Origin of the sequence: Micromonospora sp. C81, assembly GCF_018070425.1 — a bacterium.
Lineage (GTDB): Bacteria > Actinomycetota > Actinomycetes > Mycobacteriales > Micromonosporaceae > Micromonospora > Micromonospora zamorensis.
Genome location: NZ_JAGPXS010000021.1, coordinates 44716 through 56519 on the forward strand (window position 1 = coordinate 44716; position 11804 = coordinate 56519).

General features: G+C 72.1%; 8 protein-coding genes and 2 pseudogenes. 9 read left to right on the forward strand and 1 reads right to left on the reverse strand.

The window, feature by feature from the left end:
* Positions 1-4: 4 nt before the first annotated feature.
* The 4 genes and pseudogenes from KBX46_RS27200 to KBX46_RS27210 all read left to right on the forward strand — a co-directional run bounded on the left by KBX46_RS27200 (position 5) and on the right by KBX46_RS27210 (position 4755).
* Positions 5-523 (forward strand): DinB family protein, encoded by a 519-nt coding sequence (locus tag KBX46_RS27200; protein ID WP_088949545.1) that lies wholly within the window; start codon positions 5-7, stop codon positions 521-523.
* Between the two features lie 114 nt (positions 524-637).
* Positions 638-1589: pseudogene (locus KBX46_RS33340) on the forward strand (ATP-dependent helicase); the annotation flags it as partial.
* A gap of 71 nt (positions 1590-1660) precedes the next feature.
* Positions 1661-3826: pseudogene (locus KBX46_RS27205) on the forward strand (DEAD/DEAH box helicase); the annotation flags it as partial.
* Between the two features lie 20 nt (positions 3827-3846).
* On the forward strand, positions 3847-4755 hold the full coding sequence (locus tag KBX46_RS27210) for an SWIM zinc finger family protein (protein WP_210794715.1): 909 nt from the start codon (positions 3847-3849) through the stop codon (positions 4753-4755).
* 4 nt (positions 4756-4759) lie between these two features.
* Here KBX46_RS27210 and KBX46_RS27215 read toward each other — a convergent pair whose 3' ends face one another.
* Complete coding sequence (locus KBX46_RS27215) at positions 4760-5017, reverse strand: DUF3040 domain-containing protein (RefSeq protein ID WP_088949542.1); 258 nt, start codon at positions 5015-5017, stop codon at positions 4760-4762.
* Between the two features lie 431 nt (positions 5018-5448).
* On the opposite strand from KBX46_RS27215, the gene KBX46_RS27220 reads away from it, so the two are divergent.
* From KBX46_RS27220 to KBX46_RS27240, 5 genes are read left to right on the forward strand one after another with little or no spacing between them, the layout of a single operon-like run.
* Positions 5449-7539, forward strand: a complete 2091-nt coding sequence (locus KBX46_RS27220) for a DUF1800 domain-containing protein (protein WP_210794716.1) — start codon at positions 5449-5451, stop codon at positions 7537-7539.
* Positions 7540-7547: 8 nt separating this feature from the next.
* On the forward strand, positions 7548-8930 hold the full coding sequence (locus KBX46_RS27225; protein WP_088949540.1) for a DUF1501 domain-containing protein: 1383 nt from the start codon (positions 7548-7550) through the stop codon (positions 8928-8930).
* Complete coding sequence (locus KBX46_RS27230) at positions 8927-10345, forward strand: ferric reductase-like transmembrane domain-containing protein (RefSeq protein WP_210794717.1); 1419 nt, start codon at positions 8927-8929, stop codon at positions 10343-10345. Before KBX46_RS27225 ends, KBX46_RS27230 begins: the two co-directional genes overlap by 4 nt.
* A gap of 12 nt (positions 10346-10357) precedes the next feature.
* Positions 10358-10972, forward strand: coding sequence for an FMN-binding protein (locus KBX46_RS27235; protein WP_210794719.1), 615 nt, complete (start codon positions 10358-10360; stop codon positions 10970-10972).
* A 49-nt stretch (positions 10973-11021) separates the two neighbouring features.
* Entirely contained in the window at positions 11022-11747 is a 726-nt protein-coding gene (locus KBX46_RS27240; RefSeq protein WP_210794789.1) for an FAD:protein FMN transferase, read from the forward strand.
* The last annotated feature ends 57 nt before the right edge of the window (positions 11748-11804 follow it).

Sequence of the window (11804 nt, forward strand, 5' to 3'; positions counted from 1 at the left end):
GCGGATGGAGCAGACGATCGATCCGACGCTCGGTCCGGTGCTCGCCCGCACCGCCGACGAACGCGCCGTCCTGGACTCGTTCCTCGACTTCCACCGAGCCGTGCTGCTGCGCAAGCTGCGCGGTCTCTCCGACGCCGACGCGCGCCGCCGGCTGGTGCCCTCGGCGACCACGCTCGCCGGGCTGGTCAAGCACCTGACGATGGTCGAGCGGAACTGGTTCCCGACCCTGCTGGCCCCCGAGCCGGGCGACGTCTACCTGACGTCGGACGAGGACGCGGCGGCGCACTTCGCGGTCGGCGACCAGGACACCGTCGCCGGGCTCACCGAGGCGTACGAGCGGGCCTGCGCCCGATCCCGGGTCGTCGCCGCGAGCCTCGATCTCGACCACGTGGTGCCGCACCCGCAGCTCGGTGAGGTGTCGCTGCGCTGGGTGCTGGTGCACATGATCGAGGAGACGGCCAGGCACGCGGGTCACGCCGACATCCTGCGCGAGCTGACCGACGGCGAGTCCGGCGCTATCTGATCTCCGATCACGCCCGGGCGGCCTTTGACGGCGACGCGGTGAGCCCTGGGTGGGATGCGCCGGACCCGCAGGGGGCCGCCTATCCTGGGCGCGGGCGGCGACGAGGGGGAGCAGGTGCTGGTCATCCACGGGCTGTGGCTGCCCGGCGACAGCCCAACCGGCGGTCTCGCCGTCTGGGCCGAGGACAGCGCCGCGCCTTCCGCACCGACCCGTTCCGGTCGGTCACCCCGGGAACGCCCGCACCCCTTTGCCGCCGGGCACACCGACCTGGTCGCCGTCCTCGCCGACGCCGCCGAGCCCGCCCGCCCGGACACCGCGCTGCTCACCCTGCCCACCCGGGCCGGCGCGCCGACCGACTCACCCGAGCTGATCCGGACCGCCGTCGCACCCCCGACCCGCGGCCGGCTCACCCTGGCCGGGTGGCGGGTCCCCGTGCTGGTGTACGCCCCGGACGACGCGCTGCCGCTCCTGCGCGCCCTGGACGAACTCCCGGCGGTGCCCGGGGCCACCCTGCGTCACCTCGCCGAGCTGGCCGATTTCGCCGCCGACCTGGTGACCCGTGGCCGTGTCCTCCCCGGCGTCCGCACGACGGAGCCGAGCAGGCCGTCAGGCGCCGAAGCGCGGTCGGCCGCCGAAACGCCGTTGGAAGCCGGGGTGCAGGTGCCGGCGCTGGCGGTCTGGCGTCCCCTGCTGACCGGCACCGACGCCGCATGGGCCCGTTCGCTGGCGCTGGCCCTGCCACCAGCCGCCCGAGCCGTCACCACCACCGGGACCACCGGCCCGGGCGATGGTGAGCTGACCGCTGCCGACGTGGTCGCGGATGCGCTGGACGCGCTGACCGACGCCGCCGCGCGGGCCGCTCTGGCGACCACCACCCTGGCGCGTGGGCTGCGCCCGGGTGGCCCGGCACCGGCGTGGTTGGCCGCGCTCGCCGGCCCTCGGCGCGACTTCACCGTCGACCCGACCGCGTTGGCCACCCTGCGCGACGAGCTGGACAACTGGCAGCGTGACGCCGCGGGCGGCCCGGTGCGAGCCAGTTTCCGGCTGGTGGAACCGGCCCCCGACGAGGTCACCGAACCGATCCTGGCCACCCGTCCGGCGCCGACCGACGTCGTCCCGGCGTCGGTCGAGCCGACCGGCGGTGGGCGCTGGCGGTTGGAGTTCGGGTTGCAGGCCGCCGACGAACCCGGCCTGCACGTCGACGCCGGGCAGGTCTGGCGGGCGCCGCACACGCTCGGCGGGCTGGCCGGTCGGACGACCAGCCCGCAGGAGACGCTGCTCGCCGAGCTGGGCCGGGCCAGCCGGCTCTGGCCGGATCTGGACGCCGCGCTGCGGACCGCCGCCCCGGAGGCGATGGACCTCGACGTCGAGGGGGCGCACCGGTTCCTCAGCGAGGGCGCTCCGGTGCTGCACGCGGCCGGTTTCGGGGTGCTGCTGCCGTCCTGGTGGCAGCGCCCGTCGGCGCGGCTCGGCGCCCGGTTGCGTGCCCGCAGTCGCACCGCGCCCGGCACGGTTGGTGGCACCGAAGCGGGCGTCGGTCTGGACGCCCTGGTCGACTACCGCTGGGAGGTCGCCCTCGGTGACCATCCGCTGTCCGCCGACGAGTTGGCGACGCTGGCCGAGTTGAAGACCCCGCTGGTGCGGCTGCGCGGCCGGTGGGTGGAGCTGGACCCGGGGCGGCTCGCCGCCGGTCTGCGCCTGCTCCGTTCCGCGGGTGAGTTGACCGTCGCCGACCTGCTCCGCCTGGGGCTGGCCGACGGCGAGGCCACCGGGGCGCTACCGGTGCTGGAGGTGAGCGCCGACGGGGCGCTCGGCGACCTGCTCGCCGGTGCGGTCGAGCGCCGGCTCACCCCGTTGGATCCGCCGCCGAGCTTCGTGGGAACGCTGCGGCCGTACCAGCAGCGTGGGTTGGCGTGGCTGGCCTTCCTGCGCTCGCTCGGGCTGGGTGGTGTGCTCGCCGACGACATGGGGCTGGGCAAGACCGTCCAACTGCTCGCGCTGCTCGCCGGGGACCCACCGGAGGCCGGCCCGACCCTGCTGGTCTGTCCGATGTCGCTGGTCGGCAACTGGCAGCGGGAGGCGGCACGGTTCACGCCGACGCTGCGTGTGCACGTACACCATGGGGCGGAGCGGGCGCGGGGGGCGGAGTTCACCGCGGCAGCGCACGGCGCGGACCTGGTTCTCACCACCTACTCGGTGGCGGCCCGCGACGCCGTCGACCTGGCCGGCATCGACTGGCACCGGGTGGTGGTGGACGAGGCACAGGCCATCAAGAACGCGTCGACCAGGCAGGCCGAGGCGGTCCGCGCGCTCCCCGCCCGGCAGCGGGTGGCGGTGACCGGTACGCCGGTGGAGAACCGGCTCGCCGACCTGTGGTCGATCATGCAGTTCGCCAACCCGGGTCTGCTCGGGCCGGCGGCGACGTTCCGCAAGCGCTTCGCCGAGCCGATCGAGCGGCACGGCGACGCCGAGGCCGCCGAGCGGCTGCGCCGGATCACCGGCCCGTTCGTGTTGCGCCGACTCAAGACCGACTCGTCGATCATCTCGGACCTGCCGGAGAAGCTGGAGATGGAGGTTCTCTGCAACCTCACCGCCGAGCAGGCAGCCCTGTACCGGGTGGTGGTCGACGACATGCTCACCCGGATCGAGACCAGCGACGGCATCGAGCGACGTGGCCTGGTGCTGGCCACCATGACCCGGCTCAAGCAGGTCTGCAACCACCCGGCGCAGTTGCTCCGCGACGGTTCGGCGCTGGAGGGCCGCTCCGGCAAGCTTTCCCGGCTGACCGAGATCGTGGAGGAGGTGCTGGCGGCGGGGGAGCGGGCGTTGCTGTTCACGCAGTACGCCGAGTTCGGGGCGATGCTGCGCGGTCACCTGTCGGCGCGCTTCGGCCGGGAGGTGCTGTTCCTGCACGGCGGCCTCGGTAAGGCGGAGCGGGACGCCATGGTGCAGCGCTTCCAGTCGGCGGACGGCCCACCGCTGTTCGTCCTCTCCCTCAAGGCCGGCGGCACCGGGCTCACCCTGACCGCCGCCAACCACGTGGTGCACGTGGACCGGTGGTGGAACCCGGCGGTGGAGGACCAGGCCACCGACCGGGCGTTCCGGATCGGGCAGCGCCGACGGGTGCAGGTCCGCAAGTTCGTCTGCGCCGGCACTGTGGAGGAGAAGGTCGCCGCGATGATCGCCGACAAGCGTGCCCTCGCTCAGCGGGTGGTGGGCACCGGCGAGCAGTGGATCACCGAGCTGTCCACCGGCCAGTTGCGCGAGCTGTTCGCCCTGGAGGCCGGGGCGGTGGTGGAGTAGTGAGCGAGGGAAGCTCTGGCGTGAGCACCGACAGGTTCGCCGACTACGGCCGCCCTCGCAAGGTCGACGGGGGTCTGCGGGCGCGCAGCGCCCGGGGCGCGATCGGCCGGTCCTGGTGGTCCCGACGTTTCCTGGAGGTGCTGGAGTCGTTCGCGCTCGGCACCCGGTTGACCCGCGGCCGGTCGTACGCGCGGGCCGGTCAGGTGCTCTCACTCGACATCACACCCGGGCTGGTCAGCGCGGTGGTGCAGGGCTCCCGGCCGCAGCCGTACCAGGTGTCCATCGCGCTGCGGCCGTTCCCGCCGGCGCTCTGGTCCCACATCGAGGAGGAGTTGGCCGGGCAGGCGTTCTTCAGCGCCCGGCTGCTCGCCGGGGACCTCCCCGACGAGCTGGAGGAGCTGTTCGTCGCCGCCGGCGCGCCGCTCTTCCCGGCCGCCGTGGACGAGCTGACCCAGCGGTGCAACTGCCCCGACTTCGCGGTGCCGTGCAAGCACCTCGCGGCGACGTTCTACCTGCTGGCCGAGGCCTTCGACGCGGACCCGTTCGAGCTGCTGCACTGGCGCGGACGGTCCCGCGCCGAGCTGCTCGCCGAGCTGCGCGCCCGTCGGGTGCGGGCCACCGGCGCCGTCCCACAGCCCCAGCCGGTCCTCGCGGTGTCCGAACCGGACACCGACCAGTCGACAGTGGACGTCGCGGCCCCGGTCGGTGCGGCACGCGCGCTCGCCGGGCTGTCGACGACGCCGCTACCGGAGGCGGCAGACCGGTTCTGGCTGCCGCCGGTGCCGTTGCCCGATCGTCCGCCGCGACTGGCGACCGGTCCCGACCTGCTGCTACGCCAGCTCGGGGCGCCAGCCCCGGCCATCGGCGGGCCGGGACTGCTCGAACGGCTGCGCCGCGCGTACCGGGCGTTCGGCCCGGGCGAGCGGTGAGCCGTCACGTCCAGCGGCGGCGGAACCGCCACATGATCGCGGCGTTGACCACGAGCACCACCGCGCAGATCGCACCGGTCATCCGACCGGCGAACACGGCGATCGCCGGCAGCGACGCCCACAGCACGATGGTCAACAACATCAGATAGCGGCCCCTGCGGGCCCGGACCCGGTGGTCCAGCCGGGCGAAGAAGGCCGGGTCACTCTCCCGGAGCTGACGGGTGATCTGGTCGAACCTGCGCTGATCCTCTTTGCTGAGCATGGCGCTGCCTTCCCCTCACGCGTTCAGCGGTTCGGCGGCATACCCGCTGCGGTGGCGGCTCACGCTCGACCGCCGCTGCTACTTTTCCTCCACGTGAGGGCACCTCATGTCCGGCTTATCTGAACCTTAAGTTTGTCTGTGGTGGTGAACGGCGCGGAAAGTGTCGCGTACTGCCGTGTGGTCCGTTCCGTGCCCGGCTGCCGCGCGTACGCCCTGCTGGGGAGGTCCGCGCCGGTGCCCGGTCAGACATTGGTCGCCGACGTCGTACTGAGCGCTGTCTTAAGTGCCCTCACGATGGTGTTCGACCCACCTTGAAGGCCCATGGGGCCTTGGTTACCTTGCCGTAGCAACCCCCTCAGGCAACAGTCGCCGCACCTGCCGCACCTGTCCGGTCGCAGCTTCCGGCGCTCATCAGAAATCGGGATTGGTACATGGCCGACCAGAATGTGCCACCACGTCGACCGCGGGACGACCGCGGTTGGGACGGACGCCAGCACCACAACGCGGACGGTTACGGCGACCCCAACACGCCCGCGCCCTACGGGTACGACTCGCCCCACCCCTACCAGGGCGGCTACCCGGCGCAGGCCGACCCGCGCGAGCAGTACGGCGAGGCTTACCCGCCCGCCGGGCACCCCGCCCCCGCCCCGCGCGGGCCGCAGTGGGTCGGCCCGGAAGGGCTCGGACGCCCGGCCCCGGCCGGCAGCGGACTGCCCACCCTGGACGATGACGACGAGCCGGGCCGCAAGGTCGGCCGGCGCAAGGCCATGGTGGCTCTCGGCGGCACCGCCGCCGTCGTCGCCGGTGGTGCGGCGCTCGCCATGACCCCGCAGATCCGCGGCCTCTTCGGTGACGAGGCGGCGGCCGGTGACGCCACCGGCAGCACGGTGACCGACGGCACCGCGGCGCGGCCCAGTGGCCAGCAGCCCAGCACGGTGCGTACCTACACCGAGCAGAACGAAAGCTACATGGGCTCCCGGGCCGGCGAGGCGCTGAAGAAGAACGCGCCGGCCGGTGGACGGAGCTTCTCCGGGCCGGCCGCCGCCGCCGCGGCGACCCAGGTGACAGTGAAGACGGTGCTGGCCAAGGATCCGATCCTGCACCTGGCCCGGCGGACCACCTTCGGGCCGACGCCCGCGGTGATCGCCGACATCAAGAACCAGGGCATCGACGCCTGGATCCGCGCCCAGATGGACCCGGAGAAGATCGCGCCGAGCAAGGCCGAGCTGAAGCTCGCCGAGCTGCCGACCCAGAAGCTCAACGTGCAGCAGTTGCGCGCCCAGCGGGACCAGCTCAACGAGCAGGGCGCCCAGCCGGAACGGGAGATGATCGACGCCACCATCGCCCGGCAGATCTGGTCGAAGCGCCAACTGTTCGAGGTGATGGTCGACTTCTGGAACGACTTCCTGCACGTCGCCGCCGACTTCGACGGTGGCGAGGTGTACCGCAACTCGTTCGACCAGGACGTGGTGCGCAAGCACGCGCTGGGCAGCTACCCGGAGATGCTGGTCGCCGCGAACAAGCACCCCGCGCTGCTGATCTACCTGAACCAGAAGGACTCCCGCAAGGACGCGATCAACGAGAACCTCGCCCGGGAGAACCTCGAGCTCTACTCGGTGGGCGTCGACGGCGGCTACAAGGAGCCGGACGTGCGCCAGGCGGCCATGCTCCAGACCGGCCGCGGCATCGACAAGGACGGCAAGTACGTCTTCAAGCCCGAGCAGCACTACGTCGGCAAGGTGAAGATCCTCGGCTTCACCCACGCGAACAACTCGACGGACCCGAAGAAGGCCGACGCGGCGATCGATGCGTACATCACGTACATCGCGCTGCACCCGTCGACCGCGAAGTACGTCGCGCAGAGCCTGGCGACCCGCTTCGTCTCGGACACCCCGCCGAAGTCCCTGGTGGACCGGCTGGCCAAGATCTACATCACCAACAACGGCCTGATCAAGCCCGTGCTGATGGCGATGTTCTGCTCCTCCGAGTTCTGGGCCGGCGTGGGCCAGAAGGTGCGCCGGCCGATGGAGTACCTGGTCGCCACGTACCGCACCCTGGGTGTCTCGCCGGACGCGTCGCCGAAGCACAACAACGGTGACAGCAAGCGCACCCCGTACGCCCGCGGCCTGCGGCAGATCCACGACAAGCTGCGCGAGCTGGGCCACTACCCAATGGGTCATCCCACCCCGGACGGCTACCCGGACGTCTACGTCGCCTGGACGTCGGCCGGCACCATGGTCAACGGCTGGAACGAGGCGGGCGAGGTCCTCGCCGGCTACCGCACCACCTTCACGTACACGGCGCCGGAGAAGCTGGTCGCCAAGCCGCCGGCCACCGCCGGGGCGTACGTGGACGCGCTCTCCCAGCGGCTGGTGGGTCAGAAGCTGAGCACGCGGGAAAAGAATCTGATCCTCGGCGTGGCCGGCGTGCCGGCGACCGCCAAGGTCGACGCCACGTTCAACGGGGCCATCACCGCCGTCGCGCGGGCGATCCTCGCTTCCCCCCAGCACCACCTCCGGTGAGGCACCCGATGGAGAAGACTGTGTACAACTCTTTCCCCCTGCACCCCGAATGCCCCGACGTGCGCCGGCTGGCCGACAACCCGGCCGAGGCGTTGCTGCGCGCGGAGGCGGACATCGTCGCCGCCGAGAACGCCGCGGAGCTCGACCGCTACCGCACCCTGGAGAACCTGGAGGAGGCCCAGCAGGACGGTCGTGGCGTCACCCGGCGTACCTTCGTCGCCGGTGCCGCAGCCACCGCCACCGCCCTGGCCACCGCCCAGTTCGTCACCACATCGGCGTCGTTCGCGGCGACCAAGACGGGCACCCTGATCCACGTCTTCCTCTACGGCGGGCTGGACGGGCTGAGCCTGATCGCACCGGACAACGACCCGGTGCTCGCCAAGGCCCGCCCCGACCTGCTGCTCGGCAACGATTCGCTGGCCCTGGGCCGCGGCTTCAAGCTGACCAGCGCGTTCAAGCCGTTGGAGAAGTGGCTCGGCGCCGGCCAGTTGGGCTTCATCCCGGCGGTCTCGGACGAGCGGCTGTCGCGCAGCCACTTCCAGGCCGCGGACGCCTGCAACCTGGGCGGGCTGCCCAACGAGACCGGCGGTCGCGGTTGGCTGGACGGTCTGGTCGACAACCTGGGCAAGGGCACCGCGTTCCGCAGCGTCGGCATCGGCAGCACCCTGCCCCGCTCGCTGGTCGGCAACAACGGCGCGATCTCGCTGAACAGCATCGGATCGTTGCGGCTCAACGGTGACGAGCGGTTCCGGGCCGCCACCGAGAAGGCCATCAAGGGGCTGTTCACCGGGATCAACCACCCGGTCGAGGAAGCCGTGCAGGAGGGCATGGGCGCGCTGGCCACCGCCCAGAAGCTCGCCGCCAAGCCGTACCAGCCCGTCGAGGGCGTCACGTACGAGGGCGTCGGCAACGCGTTCAAGCAGCTCGCCCAGCTGATCAAGGGCGGCGCCAACGTCCGGGTCGCCACCGTCGGCATGGGTGGCTACGACACCCACGAGAACCAGGGCACCAGTGCGGGCGGCCAACTGCACCGCCGGTTGAACGACCTGGCCAGTGCCATGGCCGCGTTCTTCACCGACCTCGGCCCGCAGGCCGCCGACGTGACGATCATGGTGTCCAGCGAGTTCGGCCGTCGGGTCGGCTCCAACACCGGCGGCACCGACCACGGGCACGGCGGGGTTGTCACAGTGCTGTCCGGCAAGAAGCTGGCCGGCTCGCTGCTCGGCACCTGGAACGGCCTCGACAAGCTGGATTCCGGTGACGTGCCGGAGTACAACAACATGTTCAACGTCTACGGCGCTGTGGCTCAGGGCCGGTTCGGGCTCACGAACGCGGAGGTCGAGAAGGTCTTCCCCCGCCAGAAGTACGCCCCGATGAAGCTGTACGCGTGACGTACCCGCACACCCACGCCGCCGGCCGTCGTACCGGGACCTCGTCCCGGCACGGCGGCCGGTCGGCTGCGCCCGTACCCCCGCAGATCCCGGACCGGCGCGGACCCGGCGGCCGGCGGCTGCTGGGCGTGCTGCTCCTGGTCGGCCTGGTCGCCAGCGTGCTGCCGTGGTGGCTGGGCACGTCCGCCGGCTCGTTGAAGACCACTGCGGCGACCGTCACGGCGGCGGGCCGGATCTCGGGTCTGATCGCCGGCTACCTGCTGCTGGTGCAGGTGCTGATGATGAGCCGACTGCCGGTGCTGGAACGGTGGATCGGCGGCGAGCAGACGGCCCGCTGGCACCGGGACATCGGTGCCACCCTGCTGGTCACCGTGCTGGCGCACGTGTCGCTGATCCTCGTCGGCTACGCCGACCTGCGTAAGCAGTCGGTCTTCGCCGAGGTCGGCACGTTGCTCGGCGAGTACGAGGACATGGTCTCGGCGTTCGTCGCCGCCGGCATCATGATGCTGGTCGGGTTCAGCAGCATCCGGGCGATCCGGCGGGCGTTGCCCTACGAGATGTGGCACCTGCTGCACCTGTCCAGCTATCTGGTGCTGCTGCTCGGCTTCGGCCACCAGTTCACCCACGGCGCGCAGCTGTACCGGCCCGGCCCGGTGCGCACCGGCTGGATCGCGCTCTACCTGCTGGTGGTCGCCGCCCTGCTCTGGGGTCGCGTGATCGCGCCGCTGGCGTTCAACCTGCGCTACAAGCTGCGGGTCGCCGACGTGGTCGCCGAGAGCCCGGACACCATTTCCGTCTACCTCACCGGGGAGCGGCTCGGCCGGCTGGCGATGCTCGGCGGCCAGCATTTCCGGTGGCGGTTCCTCACCCGGGGCTGCTGGTGGCAGTCGCACCCGTTCTCCGTCTCGGCCGCCACCAACGGCCGCTGGCTGCGGATCACCGTCAAGGTGGTCGGCACCCACACAGCCGACCTGCGCGACCTGGAGCCGGGCACCCGGGTCTGGGCCGAAGGCCCCTCGGGCACCTTCACCGCCGCGCACCGGGTCCGCGAACGGGCCCTGCTGATCGCCGGCGGCAGCGGCATCACCCCCATCCGGGCGATGCTGGAGGAGCTGCCTCCGGGTGCGGCCCTGATCTACCGCGCGAGTACCCCGGCCGACGTGCTGCTCAGCCGTGAGCTGGACTGGCTGGCCCAGGAGCGCGACACCTCCGTCTGGTACGTCATCGGCTCCCGCGACGACCCCGGCCCCCGTCAGTTGATGAGCCCGGACGGGTTGCGTCAGCTGGTGCCCGACGTGGCCCGGCGCGACGTCTACCTGTGCGGGCCACCCGGGCTGGTGGAACAGTCGGTGCGCGCGCTGCGCCGAGCCGGCGTGCCCCGACGGCAGATCCACCTGGCCACGTTCGAGTTGTAGGAGAGGCATCCCATGCGTCGCGCGTTCCTCGCGATCACCGGTCTGGCCGCCAGCACCACCGCGCTGGTGGTGTTCAAGGGCTCGACGAGCGCCACCCCGGTCGCCCAGAACCTGCCGACCGCCCAGCCGGTCAACCCCGCCGGGCCGGGCACCGATCCCAGCGCCGCCCCGGACGCACCGGGTGACGACCCGGCGGGCGTAGCGCCGACGTCATCAGCCAGCGCGGGGCCGTCGACGTCGCCCAAACCCGGCAAGACCACCGCCCGCCCGTCTGCCACCAAGACGACGAAGGCCCCCAGCGCCCCGCGGACCACCAAGGCGCCCCAGTCGACCACCCGCCGGGTCACCGGCGCCGGCTTCGACGCGAAGGACGGCAGCGAGAACTACGGGTACGTGCAGGTGCAGATCGTGGTCTCCGGTAACCGGATCGTCGAGGCCGTCGCACTGTCGCTGCCCACCGGGGGTGAGTCCGACATCCACAGCGGCGACGTCAGCAACCGCTACGACGGCACCGGCGGCGAGGTGGTGCAGAAGCAGAGCGCCAACCTCAACACCGTCTCCGGCGCCACCGAGACCAGCAACGCCTACAAGCAGTCCCTGCGGTCCGCTATCGAGCAGGCATTCTGACGTGCCGGCCGCGCTGACCCGACCCGGGCTGTGCCGGGTCGAACAGATCATGGGTACGGCGATCACCCTGGATCTCGCCGACGACCTGCCACCGGCGGCACTGCGCGAGCTTGCGGACGAGGTCTTCGCCTGGATGCGTGAGGTGGACGCCCGGTTCAGCACCTACAAGCCGGACAGCGAGGTGTGCCGCTTCGACCGGGGTGAGGTGCTGCTCTCCGAGGCGTCCGCGGATCTGCGGTTCGTGCTGGAGGCCTGCGCCGACCTGTGGGGCGCCACCGACGGGTTCTTCGACGCGTACGCCACCGGGCGGCTCGACCCGTCCGGCTTCGTCAAGGGTTGGGCGGCCCAGGTCGCCTCGGATCGCCTGCTCGCCGCCGGTGCCGCGAACCACTGCGTGAACGCCGGCGGTGACGTGCGCGTACGGGGTCTCTCGCCGTCGGGGGAGCCCTGGCGGATCGGCATCCGGCACCCGTGGGACGCGATGTCGACCTGCCTGGTGCTCACCGGGACCGACCTGGCCGTGGCGACGTCCGGCGTCTACGAGAGGGGCCGGCACGTGCTGGACCCGCGCCGGGGCGCGCCGGCCAGCGGGTTGCGCTCGGTGACCGTGGTCGGCACCGACCTGGGGGTGGCCGACGCGTACGCCACCGCCGCCCTGGCCATGGGGACCACCGGTCTGGGCTGGCTGGACCGTCTGGACGACGACCACACCCACGCCGTCGTCACCGACGACGGCCGCCAGTACTACTCCGCCGCCATCCCGCTGACCGACTAGACGTGGGCCCTAGCGGACCGGGCGGTGGGTGCCGGCCGGGCGGGACCCGGTGGGGCG